13 protein-coding genes and 1 riboswitch are annotated in these 15,397 nt (G+C 68.9%); of the genes, 2 read left to right on the top strand and 11 right to left on the bottom strand.

Translation table 11 applies throughout. From position 1 onward, the window contains the following. Positions 1-157: 157 nt before the first annotated feature. The 6 genes from ACFVT2_RS25745 to ACFVT2_RS25720 all read right to left on the bottom strand — a co-directional run bounded on the left by ACFVT2_RS25745 (position 158) and on the right by ACFVT2_RS25720 (position 7,321). Positions 158-1,534 carry an aminotransferase class V-fold PLP-dependent enzyme gene (locus ACFVT2_RS25745; RefSeq protein ID WP_390021694.1) on the bottom strand — a complete coding sequence of 459 codons (1,377 nt, stop codon included), beginning with the start codon at positions 1,532-1,534 and terminating at the stop codon, positions 158-160. Positions 1,535-1,736: 202 nt separating this feature from the next. Then, a riboswitch (SAM riboswitch) is annotated at positions 1,737-1,854 on the bottom strand. An 80-nt stretch (positions 1,855-1,934) separates the two neighbouring features. Further along, positions 1,935-2,999, bottom strand: a complete 1,065-nt coding sequence (gene trpD, locus ACFVT2_RS25740; RefSeq protein WP_390021693.1) for an anthranilate phosphoribosyltransferase — start codon at positions 2,997-2,999, stop codon at positions 1,935-1,937. 140 nt (positions 3,000-3,139) lie between these two features. Next, positions 3,140-4,777, bottom strand: coding sequence for a cytochrome bc complex cytochrome b subunit (locus ACFVT2_RS25735; protein ID WP_390021691.1), 1,638 nt, complete (start codon positions 4,775-4,777; stop codon positions 3,140-3,142). Beyond that, positions 4,774-5,817, bottom strand: coding sequence for a Rieske 2Fe-2S domain-containing protein (locus tag ACFVT2_RS25730; protein ID WP_390021689.1), 1,044 nt, complete (start codon positions 5,815-5,817; stop codon positions 4,774-4,776). The genes ACFVT2_RS25735 and ACFVT2_RS25730 overlap by 4 nt, the downstream gene beginning before the upstream one ends. Further along, complete coding sequence (locus tag ACFVT2_RS25725; RefSeq protein ID WP_390021687.1) at positions 5,814-6,623, bottom strand: c-type cytochrome; 810 nt, start codon at positions 6,621-6,623, stop codon at positions 5,814-5,816. Before ACFVT2_RS25725 ends, ACFVT2_RS25730 begins: the two co-directional genes overlap by 4 nt. Positions 6,624-6,700: 77 nt before the next feature. Then, positions 6,701-7,321, bottom strand: coding sequence for a heme-copper oxidase subunit III (locus tag ACFVT2_RS25720; RefSeq protein WP_390021686.1), 621 nt, complete (start codon positions 7,319-7,321; stop codon positions 6,701-6,703). Between the two features lie 283 nt (positions 7,322-7,604). Here ACFVT2_RS25720 and ACFVT2_RS25715 point away from each other — a divergent pair, with 283 nt between their 5' ends. Then, positions 7,605-8,027, top strand: a complete 423-nt coding sequence (locus tag ACFVT2_RS25715; RefSeq protein ID WP_390021685.1) for a hypothetical protein — start codon at positions 7,605-7,607, stop codon at positions 8,025-8,027. 42 nt (positions 8,028-8,069) lie between these two features. Here ACFVT2_RS25715 and ACFVT2_RS25710 read toward each other — a convergent pair whose 3' ends face one another. The 4 genes from ACFVT2_RS25710 to coxB all read right to left on the bottom strand — a co-directional run bounded on the left by ACFVT2_RS25710 (position 8,070) and on the right by coxB (position 12,562). After that, complete coding sequence (locus tag ACFVT2_RS25710; protein ID WP_390021683.1) at positions 8,070-9,347, bottom strand: Ig-like domain-containing protein; 1,278 nt, start codon at positions 9,345-9,347, stop codon at positions 8,070-8,072. A 130-nt stretch (positions 9,348-9,477) separates the two neighbouring features. Next, entirely contained in the window at positions 9,478-9,876 is a 399-nt protein-coding gene (locus ACFVT2_RS25705) for a cytochrome c oxidase subunit 4 (RefSeq protein ID WP_390021682.1), read from the bottom strand. Further along, positions 9,873-11,603, bottom strand: coding sequence for a cytochrome c oxidase subunit I (ctaD, locus tag ACFVT2_RS25700; protein ID WP_390021680.1), 1,731 nt, complete (start codon positions 11,601-11,603; stop codon positions 9,873-9,875). The genes ACFVT2_RS25705 and ctaD overlap by 4 nt, the downstream gene beginning before the upstream one ends. After that, on the bottom strand, positions 11,600-12,562 hold the full coding sequence (gene coxB, locus ACFVT2_RS25695; RefSeq protein ID WP_390021678.1) for a cytochrome c oxidase subunit II: 963 nt from the start codon (positions 12,560-12,562) through the stop codon (positions 11,600-11,602). Before coxB ends, ctaD begins: the two co-directional genes overlap by 4 nt. A 282-nt stretch (positions 12,563-12,844) precedes the next feature. On the opposite strand from coxB, the gene ACFVT2_RS25690 reads away from it, so the two are divergent. Next, positions 12,845-14,269, top strand: coding sequence for a cysteine desulfurase/sulfurtransferase TusA family protein (locus tag ACFVT2_RS25690; RefSeq protein ID WP_390021677.1), 1,425 nt, complete (start codon positions 12,845-12,847; stop codon positions 14,267-14,269). Positions 14,270-14,285: 16 nt separating this feature from the next. Here the strand turns inward: ACFVT2_RS25690 and ACFVT2_RS25685 are convergent, their stop codons facing one another. Beyond that, positions 14,286-15,260, bottom strand: a complete 975-nt coding sequence (locus ACFVT2_RS25685) for a carbohydrate kinase family protein (RefSeq protein ID WP_390021676.1) — start codon at positions 15,258-15,260, stop codon at positions 14,286-14,288. Positions 15,261-15,397 lie beyond the last annotated feature (137 nt).

The raw sequence follows: 15,397 nt of genomic DNA, 5'->3' as shown, positions 1-15,397 counted from the left end.
GTGTGCAGGACGTAAAGCGCAGCAGTCCTGCACACCGACCCCTCCGACCCGACACCGCACCCAACAGCCCCGCGCAGCGGACAACAGCCCGCGCCGCCAGGCGCAGAACGCGAACCCCCACGGCGGGAAAGCCGAAAACGCGGGAAATCAACCGGCGCTACGCGCCGGCACGCGCCGGGACGCAACGGCCGTCCTCCACCTGGTAGTTCCAGCGTGCGCCGTCCGCGACGAGTTCCTTGACCGCCCGGACGAACCGTTCGACGTGCTCATCGGGCGTGCCGGCGCCGAAGCTGACCCGGATCGCGTTCAGCGACCGCTCCCCCGGCGCCGCCTCCGGTGCCCCGCACTCGCCGGGCTCCTGCGGCTCGCTGCCCAGGAGGGTCCGCACCAGCGGGTGTGCGCAGAACAGGCCGTCGCGGACGCCGATCCCGTACTCGGCGGAGAGCGCGGCCGCGAAGTGCGAGCTGTTCCAGCCCTCGACGACGAACGAGAGGACGCCGACCCGTGGGGCGTCGTCGCCGAAGAGGGAGAGGATGCGTACCTCGGGGACCTCGGCCAGGCCCGCGCGGACCGCGGTGATCAGTTCCTGTTCGCGGGCGACGAGGCCGTCGAACCCCGCGTCGGCGAGTGCCCGGCAGGCGGAGGCGATGGCGTAGGCGCCGATGACGTTGGGCGAACCGGCCTCGTGCCGGGCCGCGTTGGTGTGCCACTCGACGTCCACCCCGCCGTCGGTCCGCCGGGCGACCTTCCGGCTGGCGCCGCCGCCGGCGAGGTACGGCTCGGCCTCCTGGAGCCAGTCGGCGCGGCCGGCCAGCACGCCGGCGCCGAACGGCGCGTAGAGCTTGTGACCCGAGAACGCGACCCAATCGACGTCGAGTTCCGCGAGGTCCACCGGGTGGTGCGGGGCGAGTTGGGCCGCGTCCAGCACGATCCGGGCGCCGTGGGCGTGCGCGGCGGCCGCCAGTTCCCGCACCGGCCACAGTTCACCGGTCACGTTCGAGGCACCGGTGACGCAGACCAGCGCCGGTCCGTACGGCTCGCGGGTGGCCAGCGCCTTCTCCAGGCTGTCCACCGCCTGCTGAGGGGTACGCGGCGCGTTCAGGTAGGTCACGGCCAGGTCCGCGCGGCGCTCCCAGGGCAGCAGCGAGGCGTGGTGCTCGGTCTCGAAGACGAAGACCCGGGTGCCCTGCGGCAGGGCCGCGGCCAGCAGGTTCAGCGAGTCGGTGGTGGAGCGGGTGAAGACCACCTGGTCGTCGGGGCGGCAGCCGAGGAAGTCGGCGACGGTCTCGCGGGCGTTCTCGAAGAGGTCGGTGGAGAGCTGGGAGAGGTAGCCGGCGCCGCGGTGGACGCTGCCGTAGTACGGGGCGTACGCGGCGACGTCGTCCCAGACCCGCTGGAGCGCCGGCGCGCTGGCGGCGTAGTCCAACGCGGCGTAGACGGCCTCGCCCCCGGTCACCAGCGGGACCAGGACGTCCCGCCCCAGAACGGGCAGCGGGGCACAGACGGCACGGTCGGCGGCAGCGGAAACAGACATGGCGAACTCCCGGGAGGCATGAGCGAATGCGCTGCGGCGGGGGGCGTCGCACGGTACGCGTAAGGCACGGAGGATCCGCCCGGCACGGCACCGCAGCGTGAAGGAAAAGAGAGAAAGGTGGCGCGGAAAAGGGGGCCGACGGCCCTAGCGCATTCGCTTCATCACGGAAGGACTCCCTCGAGGACCAGGATCCCTGGCGAGGGATCCGCGCTTGCCGCAGACCTCGCTGCCTGCGACCTGGTCATCACCCGGGGCACCCCGCCACGGAAGGAGGGTTGCCGGACAGCGGGCCGGGGCCTACGTCGCTGTCACTCGTGACCTGGGCTGAATCATGCCACACGATCTTCGACGCGCAAGCCCCGGTCCGTATTCCGGACCGGGACCTGCGTCACCTCCGCCGTCAGGCGTTGCTGGCCGCCGCCCAACGCTCCAGGGTCCGCTTGGCGGCGCCCGAGTCGATCGCCTCGGCGGCCTTGGCCAGGCCGTCGCGGATCCGCTCGGTGAGCGGGGCGTCGGTCGGCTCCAGTGCGGCCAGCGCGGCCGCGGAGTTCAGCAGCACCGCGTCCCGCACCGGCCCGGTCTCACCGTCCAGCAGCCGGCGGGCCACCTCGGCGTTGTACGACGCGTCCGCGCCGCGCAGCGCCTCCACCGGGACCAGGCCGATCCCGACGTCCCGCGGGTCGAAGGGCTCCTCGCGGACCGTGCCGTTCCGCACGATCCACACCCGGGAGGTGGCGGTGGTGGTCAGCTCGTCCAGTCCGTCGTCGCCGCGGAAGACCAGCGCCGACGAACCGCGCTCGGCCAGCACCCCGGCCAGGATCGGCGCCATCCGGGCGTCCGCGACGCCGGTCGCCTGGGCCTTGACCCGGGCCGGGTTGGTCAGCGGCCCCAGTACGTTGAAGGTCGTCCGGATGCCCAGCTGGCCGCGGGCGGCCGCCACATGGCGCAGCGCGGGGTGGAACTTGGCCGCGAAGCAGAAGGTGATCCCGGCCTCCTCCGCGACCTCGGCGACGCGTCGCGGCGACAGGTTCAGGTTGACGCCCAGCTTCTCCAGGACGTCCGTGGCGCCGCTGGTCGAGGACGCGGCCCGGCTGCCGTGCTTGACGACCCTGGCTCCGGTGCCGGCGACCACGATCGACGCCATGGTGGAGATGTTGACGGTGTTCGCCCCGTCACCGCCGGTGCCGACGATGTCGACGCTGGGGCCGGGCACCTCGATCAGGCTGGCGTGCGCGTACATCGTCCGGACCAGGCCGGAGATCTCCGCGACCGTCTCGCCCTTGGCGCGCAGCGCGACCGCGAAACCGGCGATCTGCGCGTCGGTGGCCTCGCCGCGCATGATCCGGTCCATGACCCAGGCGGTGTCGTCCGCGGTGAGGTCGCGGCCGTCGAGGAGGGCGTTCAGCACGGCCGGCCAGGAGCGGTCCGCCACGCTGCCGCCGCCTGCCGGGGTCACAACGTTCATGGTCCACGCTCCTGGTTCGTCTCCTGCTTGTGCCGTCACCCTATCGACCTCCGGGAACGCCGGAGGGCCCCGTCCTCTTCGTGGACGGGGCCCTCTGGGTGGCGTACTACCAGCGGTGCGCGGTGTCGCGCCCGCGGGGATCAGTGGTGGCCGTGGCCGCTGGTGATCTCCTTGTACTCCTCGACGGTCGGCTTGGGGATGACGTTGTCCTCGCCGTAGTAGCCCTTGGAGAGCTTGGCGCGCAGCTTCTGCGAGCGCTTGAGCTTGCGCTGGACGCCGTTCTCGTCGACCTCGGGACCGAGCTCAAGCGGCTCGGGCTGCTCGTGCTGCGTCAGAACGTGCAGCTGCTCCTGGTTGAGCGGCTCGTGGACCTCGATGAACTCACCGTGCGGCAGGCGCTTGATGATGCCGGACTCGCGTCCGTGCAGCACCTTGTCCTTGTCGCGGCGCTGGAGACCCAGGCAGATCCGCTTGGTGGCGATGAAGGCCAGCACCGGCCCGACGAAGAACCCGATCCGGACGAACCAGGTGATCGAGTTGATCGACAGGTGGAAGTGCGTCGCCCACAGGTCGTTGCCGCCACCGATCAGCATCACGAAGTACGCGACGAGCCAGGCCACACCGAAGCCGGTGCGGGTGGGCACGTTGCGCGGGCGGTCCAGGATGTGGTGCTCGCGCTTGTCGCCGCGGACCCAGGACTCGATGAACGGGTAGACCGCGATGGCGATCAGGACCAGCGGGAAGACCAGGATCGGGATCAGCACACCGAAGTTGATGGTGTGGCCCCAGAAGTTCCACTCCCAACCCGGCATGACACGCACCAGGCCCTCGGCGAAGCCCATGTACCAGTCCGGCTGCGCACCGGTGGACACCTGGTCCGGCCGGTACGGGCCGATGGCCCACACGGGGTTGATGCTGGCGACCGCGGCGATCACCGAGATCACACCGAAGACCAGGAAGAAGAAGCCTCCGGCCTTGGCCATGTAGACCGGCAGCAGCGGCATGCCGACCACGTTGTTGTTGGTCTTGCCGGCACCCGGGAACTGCGTGTGCTTGTGGTAGAAGACCAGGATCAGGTGCGCCACCAGCAGGCCGAGCATGATGCCCGGCAGCAGCAGCACGTGGACCGTGAAGAACCTCGGGATGATGTCGTGCCCGGGGAACTCGCCGCCGAAGATGAACATCTGCAGGTACGAGCCGACCAGCGGCATCGCCAGGATGACGCCCTCGATGAAGCGGACACCGGTACCGGACAGCAGGTCGTCGGGGAGCGAGTAACCGGTGAAGCCGGTGAACATGCCCAGGACGAACAGCAGGAAGCCGAAGAGCCAGTTGACCTCACGCGGCTTGCGGAACGCACCGGTGAAGAACACCCGCATCATGTGGACCATCATCGCGGCCAGGAAGACCAGCGCCGCCCAGTGGTGGATCTGCCGGATCAGCAGACCACCGCGCACGTCGAAGCTGATGTTCAGCGTCGACTCGAAGGCCTGGGTCATCCTGATCCCGTGCATCGGCACGTAGGACCCGTGGTAGGTGACCTCGGCCATGCTCGGGTGGAAGAACAGCGTCAGGTAGACACCGGTCAGGATGATGATGATGAAGCTGTAGAGCGCGACCTCACCCAGCATGAAGGACCAGTGGTCCGGGAAGATCTTGCGCATGTTGGACTTGGCGAGGCTGTAGATACCCAGCCGGCCGTCGGCCCAGTCGGCGATCCGCTCGCCCCGTGGCGCTTGGCCACGGCGCGTAGTGGTCGCGGTTGTCTCGTTACTCATCCGCGCTCCCAGAAGCTCGGGCCGACGGGCTCCGCGAACTCGCTTGCGGCCTCAAGGAAGCCGTCCTTCACCGTGATGTGCAGCTGCGGCAGGGCGTGGCCGGCCGGACCGAAGATCACCCGACCACCGTCGGAAAGGTCGAAGGTCGACTGGTGACAAGGGCAGAGCACGTGGTGCGTCTGCTGCTCGTACAGGCTGATCGGGCAACCCACGTGGGTGCAGATCTTCGAGTAGGCCACGATGCCGTCGTGCGACCAGGCGAGTTCCTGCTTGTCCTTGATGTTCTGCGGCTGGATCCGCACGAGCATCAGGGCGTCCTTGGCGATCTTGTTGGCGAACTCCTCGTCGTTCTCCTCCAGGCCCTCGGGCTTGGCGAACGTGAGGGAGCCAACCGCGATGTCCTCGGGACGCAGCGGGAGGTTGGTCGACTGGTTGACCAGGCGGATGCCCTTCTTCCAGCCGGTGGTCCGCAGCTTCTTCTCGGGCAGCGGGCCGAGGTCGCGCAGCAGGACGACGCCGGAGAGCGGCACCAGGGCCAGCGCACCGAACATCGTGTTGCGGATCAGCTTGCGCCGACCGAACTGCGACTCCTTGGCACCCTGCGCGAAGTCCGCCAGGACCTTGGCCTTGACGTCGGGCGTGGCCTCGATCGGGTGCCGCTCGTCGGCGACCTCCTCGTCCGACATCAGCGTGCGGGCCCAGTGGACCGCGCCGGCGCCGATGCAGAAGAGCGCCACGCCCAGCGTCAGACCGAGCGCGAAGTTCAGCCCGCTGACGTGCCCCAGCGGGAAGATGTAGACGATCTTGTCGATCGGGATGGCCACGTACGACGCGATGAACGCGACGGTGGCGAGCATGGACACCAGGAAGAGGAAGGCAACGGTGCGCTCGGAGCGCCTGGCAGCCCGCTCGTCGATGTCCTGGACGCGGTGCTCGTGGGCCGGCAGCCCGGGGTCAGCGAAGGGGTTGTCCGCCTTCCCTACCGCGCCCTCGTGAGTCGTCTCCCGCTCACTGGGAAGGTTTTCTTCTGTCTCACTCATGACTTCTTGGCCTTCGTAGTCCGGGCTGCGACCCAGATGGCGACCGCGACACACGCACCCAGGCCGAAGATGTAACCGAAGAGACCTTCGGTCACCGGGCCCAGACCACCGAGTTCCATACCGCCGGGGCTCGCGGTCTTGTCGCCGTTGACGGCGCCGAGGTACGCGACGATGTCCTTCTTGTTCTGCGGGCTCAGCGTGCCGTCACCGAAGGAGGGCATGTTCTGCGGGCCGGTCTGCATGGCCTCGTAGATGTGCTTCGGGTCCACGCCCTCAAGCGTCGGTGCGAACTTGCCGTTGGTGAGGGCGCCGCCCTTACCGGTGAAGTTGTGGCACTGAGCGCAGTTGGTGCGGAACAGCTCGCCACCCTTGCCGATGTCGGCGCCGTCCGCGCTGTACTGCGACTTGTCGGGCACGGAGGGGCCCGGGCCCAGCGACGCGACGTAGGCCGCGAGCTGGTCGATCTGGGCGTTGTTGTAGATGTTCCGCTTCGCCGGCACCTGGGCGCCGGGCTGCTGGGCCGGCATACGCCCGGTGCCCACCTGGAAGTCGACGGCGGCAGCGCCCACGCCGACCAGGCTCGGGCCGTCGGAGCTGCCCTGACCGCCGGTGCCGTGGCAGCTTGCGCAGCCCACGGCGAAGAGCTTCTTGCCCTCCTTGATGGCAAGGGACTGGGCGGTGTCATCGGCTTGAGCCTTGTTCGCCGGCGCGAACGCGGCGTACAGCCCCCCAGTGACCGCCAGCGCGAAGAGTAGGACGACGAGCGCCGCCAGCGGATGGCGCCGTCGTGCGGAGAGCTTTTTCACGGATTACCCCGGTGTCAGGATCTTCTGCGTCGATGCTTTGGCTATGTCTGTCCGATATGCGGGTCCGGTCGGACCTCTTACCGGATGAGGTAGATCGTGGCGAAGAGGCCGATCCAGACGACATCGACGAAGTGCCAGTAGTAGGACACGACGATGGCCGCGGTGGCCTGTGTGTGGGTGAACCTCTTTGCCGCGTACGTCCTGCCCAGGACCAGCAGGAAGGCGATCAGACCGCCTGTCACGTGCAGTCCGTGGAAACCGGTGGTCAGGTAGAACACCGAGCCGTACGGGCCGGACGAGAGCGAGAGGCCCTCGTGCTTGACCAGCTCCGTGTACTCGAAGACCTGACCGCCGATGAAGATGGCACCCATGATGAAGGTGATCGAGAACCAGGTTCGCAGCTTCTTGACGTCGCCGCGCTCGGCCGCGAATACGCCGAGCTGACACGTCAGCGAGCTGAGCACCAGGATCGTGGTGTTGGTCGCGGAGAACGGAAGATTCAGCGCATCAGCGGAGTGCTTCCAATACGCCTCGCCCGTCACCGATCGAAGGGTGAAGTACATCGCGAAGAGGGCCGCGAAGAACATCAGCTCGGAACTCAGCCAGATGATGGTTCCGACGCTGGTGAGGTTCGGCCGATTGACCGACGGGTGCGCGTGCCCGGTTTCTACTGTCGTTGCTGTCGCCACGACCGACATTATGTCGGTCGCTTATCCCGCCCTCACTCCGGGGGGTGCCGTTCGGTGTGTCAAGGCCATATGCCCTGCTCGTTCGGGCCGGCTCGGCGGTCGCCCGAAGGGAGGAAGTGCGCACCGCCGCACAGCGCACGGGCCCTGGGAAAGCCGGTCCTGACGGGCCGTCGGCCGCATTTCGGGGCCGTACGGCCTCTCCTGCCGAGGGCCCGTCCGGGAGTAGCATCGCGCAACGGTTTGATCCGGAGCCGTATCCGCTACGCAGGTCCGCGACAAAGGTGGAGGAACGATGCAGGCGACTGCCACGGTGCTGGTCTACAGCGACAACGCCAACACCCGCGAGCAGGTCCGGCTGGCGGCCGGGCGACGCCCGGCCCCCGACGCCCCGCAGATCGAGATCCTGGAGTGCGCCACCGCCCCGGCGGTCCTGGAGGCCCTGGAGCAGGGCGGGATCGACGTCTGCGTACTGGACGGCGAGACGGCGCCGGCGGGCGGTATGGGCGTCTGCCGGCAGATCAAGGACGAGATCTTCCAGTGCCCGCCGGTGCTGCTGCTGATCGGCCGTCCGCAGGACGCCTGGCTGGCCACGTGGAGCCGCGCGGACGCCGCGGTGACCCATCCCCTCGACCCGGTGGCGTTCGCCGACGCGCTGGCCGGGCTGCTGCGCCGCCGACGGCTCGCCCAGGTCACCCAGGACGCTGTGCCGGCCTGAGCAAGGCCCTCCAGGGGTCCCTGAGCGGCTCCTGAGCGGTCCTCAGACCTGTGGGCGCAGCCGTGCGTCGGCGGCAGGATTCTGCTCCCGCCCGGCCGCGCCTGTGGTCGTTGCGGCCCTGTTCTTGAGCGCGCTGCCGGAGCGCCAGTCCTTCCAGGGCATGTTCCAGTCACCGAAGCCGTTGTCGAACGGCGTCATGGTGTCGCCGCCGCTGTTGACGACCTTGACGATGTCGCCGACCCGGACGGTGTTGAAGAACCACTGGGCGTTGCCGGTGGACATGCCGGTGCAGCCGTGGCTGACGTTCGCGGCGCCCTGGGAGCCGACCGACCAGGGCGCGGCGTGCACGTATTCGCCGCTCCAGGTCACCCGGGTGGCCCAGTAGACCGGCAGGTCGTAGGCGTCCGAACTCCCGGCGGCGATGCCGACGGTGGAGCTGCGCATCCGGACGAAGCTCTCCTTGCCGAGCACGACCTTGACGCCGTTGCGGGTGGAGAAGCCGGGTTTGCCGGTGGTGACCGGGATGGTGTTGATGGCCTTGCCGTTGCGCAGCACGGTCATCTGGTGCGCGGCGGCGTCGGTGACGGCCTCGACCCGGTCGCCGGTGGTGAGCCGGACGGGCTTGGCGGGGCCGCCGTAGAGCCCGCCGGCGATCTTCAGGCCGTCGAGGTTGCTGTGGACGGCGATGCTGGCGTGGGCGGGCCAGTAGTCCTTGGGGCGGAAGTGCAGTTTCTTGCCGTCCACCCAGTGCCAGGCGCCCTCCACGCGGGGCGCGGAGTCGACCTTCAGGGCGCTTTCGACGACGGCCCGGGCCTTGGGGTCGGTGACCGGCTTGCTGAGTTCGGCGGTGATCGGCTGGCCGACGCCGTACTCGCCGGTCTCCGGGCCGAACTTGACGGTCAGCCGGTCGTCCACGTCCTTGGTGTTGACCACCAGGGTCTTGCGGCCCGGGGTGCCGTCCTCCTCCTCGGTGCTGACCTGCACCGTGTAGCGCGTACCGGCGGCCAGGGGCACGGTGGTGCGCCAGTGCCGGCCGTCGGCGCTCAGTTCGCCGCGGACGTAGCGGCCGGTCGCGTCGGTGGCGGTCACATCCGTGATCCGGGAATCGTCGCCCTTGAGGGAGACCTCAAGGGGCTTGTCCGGGTCCGCCTTGTGTCTGCCGTCCGTCGGGATGTTCGCCGATATCTGGTCGGACGCGTCGTAGGGATTGACCGAGAGCGGTTCCGACGACGAGCCACCGCACGCGGTGGCGCTCACCGCGAGGGGCACGAGCAGGAGGCCGCAGCTCAGCACCGTCCGGGTTCGAGGTCTGTGACTCATGCCCCAAACGTACGAAGTATCCCTTTCGGCGGCGCGCTGGAGGACTGCAAACGGGTCGGGCCCGGACACCGGTTGGGGTGTCCGGGCCCGGCCGTGCGGCGTGTCTGCCGCGGTTCTCGCCTGGTGCGTACTACTGGGTGCGGTTCTCGCCGCGGTAGTACTCGAAGACCCAGCCGAAGAGACCCACGAGGATCACCGGCAGGGAGAAGTACAGCAGCCAGAAACCGAAGACGACGCCCAGGAAGGCGAGCGCGCCACCGATGGCGAGGGAGAGCGGCTGCCAGCTGTGCGGGCTGAAGAAGCCCAGCTCACCGGCGTCGTCCGCGACCTCGGCGTCCTCGTTGTCCTGGGCACCCGCGTCGACCCGCCGGGCCGTGAAGGCCAGGTAGTAGCCGACCATGATGCACAGGCCGAAGGCCAGGAAGAGCGCCGTGGTACCGGCCGGCTCCTTCGACCACACGCCATAGACGATCGCCATGGCGAGGACGAAGACGCTCAGCCAGATGAACATCTTGCCCTGGATCTTCACTTGCCCGCCTCCTTGCCGCCGGCCAGCGCCTTGTCACCCTCGCGGCCGTTGTGCAGCGCGTCCAGCGCCGCGATCTCCGGGTGGTGCAGATCGAACGCCGGGGATTCGGAACGAATTCGCGGCAGGGTGAGGAAGTTGTGCCGCGGCGGCGGGCAGGACGTCGCCCACTCCAGCGAACGGCCGTAGCCCCACGGGTCGTCCACCTCGACCTTCTCGGCGTACTTGGCGGTCTTCCAGACGTTGTAGAGGAACGGCAGGATCGACATGCCCAGCAGGAACGAGCTGATCGTCGAGATGGTGTTCAGGGTGGTGAAGCCATCGGCGGCGAGGTAGTCCGCGTAACGGCGGGGCATGCCCTCGGCGCCCAGCCAGTGCTGGACCAGGAACGTGCCGTGGAAGCCGATGAACAGCGTCCAGAACGTGATCTTGCCGAGCCGCTCGTCGAGCATCTTGCCGGTGAACTTCGGCCACCAGAAGTGGAATCCGGCGAACATCGCGAAGACGACCGTGCCGAAGACCACGTAGTGGAAGTGGGCCACGACGAAGTACGAGTCGGAGATGTGGAAGTCCATCGGCGGCGACGCCAGGATGACGCCGGTCAGACCACCGAAGGTGAAGGTGATCAGGAAGCCGATCGCCCAGAGCATCGGCGTCTCGAAGGACAGTGAGCCCTTCCACATCGTGCCGATCCAGTTGAAGAACTTCACACCGGTCGGCACGGCGATGAGGAACGTCATGAAGGAGAAGAACGGCAGCAGTACACCGCCGGTCACATACATGTGGTGCGCCCACACCGTCACCGAAAGGCCGGCGATGGAAATCGTCGCGGCGATCAGGCCGATGTAACCGAACATCGGCTTCCGGGAGAAGACCGGAATGACCTCGGAAATGATGCCGAAGAATGGTAGGGCGATGATGTACACCTCTGGATGGCCGAAGAACCAGAAGAGGTGTTGCCAGAGCAATGCGCCGCCATTGGCCGCGTCAAAGACATGGGCACCGAATTTACGGTCCGCCTCCAGGGCGAACAGCGCGGCGGCCAGCACCGGGAAAGCGAGCAGGACCAGCACACCGGTCAGCAGCACGTTCCAGGTGAAGATCGGCATCCGGAACATCGTCATGCCCGGGGCGCGCATGCAGATGATGGTGGTGATGAAGTTGACCGAACCGAGGATCGTGCCGAAGCCGGAGAAGGCCAGACCCATGATCCACATGTCCGCGCCGACGCCCGGCGAACGCACCGCGTCCGAGAGCGGCGAGTAGGCGAACCAGCCGAAGTCCGCGGCACCTTGCGGCGTGAGGAAGCCGGCGACCGCGATCAGTGAGCCGAAGAGGTAGAGCCAGTAGGCGAACATGTTCAGCCGCGGGAACGCCACGTCGGGCGCGCCGATCTGCAACGGCATGATCCAGTTCGCGAAACCGGCGAACAACGGCGTCGCGAACATCAGCAGCATGATCGTGCCGTGCATCGTGAACGCCTGGTTGAACTGCTCGTTCGACATGATCTGCGTACCCGGGCGGGCCAGCTCGGCGCGCATGAGGAGCGCCATCACCCCGCCGATGCAGAAGAACGCGAACGACGTAGCCAGGTACATCGTGCCGATGGTCTTGTGGTCAGTGGTCGTGAGCCACTTGACGGCAGCGATACCGGGTTGCTTCTTGCGTACGGGTGGTGCTGCCGGAGCCGATTCGGCGGCGGCACCCTGAGGTTCGTTGAGGATGCTCACTGGTTCTTGGTCTCCGCATTCCTGGCGTGGTCAGTCTGCTTGATACCCGCCGGCAGGTACCCGGTCTGACCCTTCGCCGCCAGGTCCTTCAAGTGCTGCCGGTACTTGGCAGGCGAAACGACCTTGACGTTGAAGAGCATCCGAGAGTGGTCGACACCGCAGAGTTCGGCGCACTTGCCCATGAAGGTGCCCTCCTTGTTGGGAGTCACCTCGAAGACGTTGGTGTGGCCGGGGATGACGTCCTGCTTCATCAGGAACGGCACCACCCAGAAGGAGTGGATGACGTCACGCGAGGTCAGCACGAACTGGACCGTCTCGCCCTTCGGCAGCCAGAGCGTCGGCCCGGGGTTGCCGGTCTGCGGGTTCCGCGTGGCCGGCGTGCCGAAGTCGTAGACACCGTCCGCGCCCTGCGGCGCGGACTTCTTCCACTTGTCCGGGATCGCCGCGAGCTCCGGAGAATTGATGTTCGTGGTCGCCGGATTGCCGTCGACGTTCTCCAAGTAGTTGAACGCCCAGCTCCACTGGAAGCCCACGACGTTGATGACGTGGTCCGGCTTCTTGGACGTCTTGAGGAGCGCGCTCTCATCACGCGCGGTGAAGTAGAACAGCACCGCGATGATGATGAACGGGACGATGGTGTACAACGCCTCGATCGGCATGTTGTACCGCGTCTGGGCGGGGACCTCCACCTTGGTCCTGCTACGGCGGTGGAAGATCACGCTCCAGATGATCAGGCCCCACACCAGCACGCCCGTTGCGAGGGCGGCGGCCCAGGAGCCCTGCCAAAGAGAGAGGATCCGCGGCGCCTGTTCGGTGACGGGCGTTGGCATGCCGAGGCGGGGGAAGTCCTTGTATGTGCAACCAGTCGCGGTCGCCAGGACCAGGCCCGCAGCAAGCACCTGCGGCAGCTTCCGCCGCATCGGGCGCCGCGACGAGCGGTCGGAGCCGTTGGGACTCACGTAGCGCCTTCCCGAGAGTCTCGCCCGAGCGGTCGGCTGCGGCCTTACTCGCTGGTCGGTCGCCGCCCTGCTTCGGGCAGGGGTTTGGATGTTTATGCGGACCAAACCCTACTGGACGCTATTTGGGGTCGCGCGGGGAGGGTGCCCAACGCGCCGCGAGGCACCCCTAAGGGGTGGCCGAGCCCTTCCCGGACCGCCGTTCCGGGCCCCGATCGCCGCCCGCCGCCGGGCATCTGACGGCCCGCCCGGCGGCCCGGCGGCCGGTGTTCTACCGTCTCGTACGTGCCCTACTTCGACGCCGCCTCCACCGCTCCGCTGCATCCCGTCGCCCGGGAGGCCCTGCTCGCCGCGCTCGACGAGGGGTGGGCCGATCCGGCCCGCCTGTACCGCGAGGGGCGGCGGGCCCGGCTGCTGCTGGACGCCGCGCGGGAGGCCGCCGCCGGTGCCGTGGGGTGTCGCCCCGACGAGCTGACGTTCACCCCTTCGGGGACGCATGCGGTGCATTCGGGCATCTTCGGCGTATTGGCGGCCCGTCGGCGTGTCGGACGGCGGCTGGTGCACTCCGCCGTCGAGCACTCCGCCGTCCTGCACGCCGCGGAGGTGCACGCGGCGGCCGGCGGCACGGTGACGGAGGTTCCGGTGGACCGGACGGGCCGGGTGGCACAGGCCGCGGTGGCCGGAGCGCTCGGCGGGGACGCGGCGCTGGTGTGCCTCCAGTCCGCCAACCACGAGGTGGGCACCGCCCAGCCGGTGGAGGAGGTGGCCGCGGACTGTCAGGAGGCCGGCGTGCCCCTGTTGGTGGACGCGGCGCAGTCGGTGCCGTGGGGGCCGGTGCCCGGTGCCTGGTCGGTGCTGACGGCGAGCGCGCACAAGTGGGGCGGGCCGCCCGGGGTGGGACTGCTGGTGGTCCGTAAGGGGACCCGGTTCGCGCCCCAGGGGCCGCTGGACGAACGGGAGTCGGGGCGCAGCCCGGGCTTCGGGAACCTCCCGGCGGTGGTGGCCGCGGCGGCGGCGTTGCGTGCGCTGCGGGCCGCCGCGGAGAGCGGGCCGGACGAGGCGGCGCGGCTGCGGGGGCTGGTGGACCGGATCCGGGCCCGGGTGCCGGAGCTGGTGCCGGACGTGGAGGTGGTCGGCGATCCGGCGCGGCGGCTGCCGCACCTCGTCACCTTCTCCTGTCTCTATGTCGACGGGGAGGCGCTGTTGCACGAGCTGGACCGGGCCGGCTTCTCCGTTTCCTCCGGTTCGTCGTGTACCTCCAGCACCCTGACGCCGAGCCATGTGCTGCGCGCGATGGGCGTGCTGTCGGAGGGGAACGTCCGGATCTCGCTGCCGTACGGCACCGAGGCGGCGGACGTGGAGCGGTTCCTGACGGTGCTGCCGGAGGCGGTGCGGTCGGTGCGGGAGCGGTTCGGGGTGCCGGCGGAGGAGCCGGCGCACCGGGCGGCCGCGGTGCCGGCGGAGGCCGTGGCGGAGGCGGCGCCACCCGGTGTGGTGGTGGACGCGCTCGGCCGGCGCTGCCCGGTTCCGGTCATCGAGCTGGCGAAGGCGATCGGCCGGGTGCCGGTCGGCGGCACGGTGACGGTGCTCTCCGATGACGCGGCGGCCCGGCAGGACATCCCCGCGTGGTGCGCGATGCGGGAGCAGGAGTACGTCGGTGAGGAGTCCGCGGAACGCGGCGCCGCGTACGTGGTGCGGCGCCGCGTCTGAGGTGGGGCCCCGGCGGTCAGAGCAGGTACTGCCGGACCTCGGCGGCGGCGTCGTGCCCGTACGCCTTGGTGAAGCGGTCCATGAAGGGGCTGCGGTGCAGCTCGTACTCCTGGGTGCCGACGGTCTCGATGACGAGGGTGGCCAGCATGCAGCCGACCTGGGCGGCGCGCTCCAGGCCGACGCCCCAGGCCAGGCCGGACAGGAAGCCGGCCCGGAAGGCGTCGCCGACGCCGGTCGGGTCGGCCTTGACCTTCTCCTCGGGGACGCCGACCTCGATGTCCGGCTGGCCCACCCGCTGGATGCGGACGCCGTTGGAGCCGAGGGTGGTGACGCGGGTGCCGACCTTGGCGAGGATCTCCTCGGCGGTCCAGCCGGTCTTGGACTCGATGAGCCCCGCCTCGTACTCGTTGTTGAAGAGGTAGGTGGCGCCCTCCATGAGGAGGCGGATGTTCTCGCCGTCCATCCGGGCGATCTGCTGGGAGAAGTCGGCGGCGAAGGGGATCCCGCGGGTCCGGCACTCCTCGGTGTGCCGGAGCATCGCCTCGGGGTCGTCCGCGCCGATCAGGACCAGGTCCAGGCCGCCGACCCGCTCGGCCACGGTCTGGAGTTCGATCTGCCGGGCCTCGCTCATGGCGCCGGTGTAGAAGGAGCCGAGCTGGTTGTGGTCGGCGTCGGTGGTGCAGACGAAGCGGGCGGTGTGCAGGACCTCGGAGATGTGCACCGAGTGGGTGTCGACGCCGTGCCGGTCGAGCCAGGCGCGGTACTCCTCGAAGTCGGTACCCGCGGCACCGACCAGAATCGGCCGGATGCCGAGCTGGCCCATGCCGAAGCAGATGTTGGGGGCGACCCCGCCGCGGCGGACGTCGAGCTGGTCGACCAGGAAGGAGAGGGAGATCGTATGCAGCTGGTCGGCGACCAACTGGTCGGCGAAGCGGCCGGGGAAGGTCATCAGGTGGTCTGTGGCGATGGAGCCGGAGACTGCGATACGCACGACGGGTCTGCTCCTGCGGACGGCGTGGGGTTGCGGACGGAGGGCAACGCTACCCGGCAGGGGGCCCGGCATCTGCCCATTCCTGGACACTTGGAAAAGCGAGAAATCATCTCATGATAGGGCGTTTCGCCGGTGGT

Origin of the sequence: Streptomyces sp. NPDC058000, from assembly GCF_042886435.1 — a bacterium.
In the GTDB taxonomy this organism is placed as follows: domain Bacteria; phylum Actinomycetota; class Actinomycetes; order Streptomycetales; family Streptomycetaceae; genus Streptomyces.
This window is presented reverse-complemented; position numbering and strand designations above follow the sequence as displayed.

Excerpts from the sequence above, each read along its gene's own strand:
- ACFVT2_RS25735 (WP_390021691.1), bottom strand. The coding sequence starts at position 4,777 with ATGAGTAACGAGACAACCGCGACCACTACGCGCCGTGGCCAAGCGCCA.
- ACFVT2_RS25730 (WP_390021689.1), bottom strand. The coding sequence starts at position 5,817 with ATGAGTGAGACAGAAGAAAACCTTCCCAGTGAGCGGGAGACGACTCAC.
- ACFVT2_RS25720 (WP_390021686.1), bottom strand. The coding sequence starts at position 7,321 with ATGTCGGTCGTGGCGACAGCAACGACAGTAGAAACCGGGCACGCGCAC.
- ACFVT2_RS25715 (WP_390021685.1), top strand. The coding sequence starts at position 7,605 with ATGCAGGCGACTGCCACGGTGCTGGTCTACAGCGACAACGCCAACACC.
- ACFVT2_RS25710 (WP_390021683.1), bottom strand. The coding sequence starts at position 9,347 with ATGAGTCACAGACCTCGAACCCGGACGGTGCTGAGCTGCGGCCTCCTG.
- trpD (WP_390021693.1), bottom strand. The coding sequence starts at position 2,999 with ATGAACGTTGTGACCCCGGCAGGCGGCGGCAGCGTGGCGGACCGCTCC.
- ACFVT2_RS25745 (WP_390021694.1), bottom strand. The coding sequence starts at position 1,534 with ATGTCTGTTTCCGCTGCCGCCGACCGTGCCGTCTGTGCCCCGCTGCCC.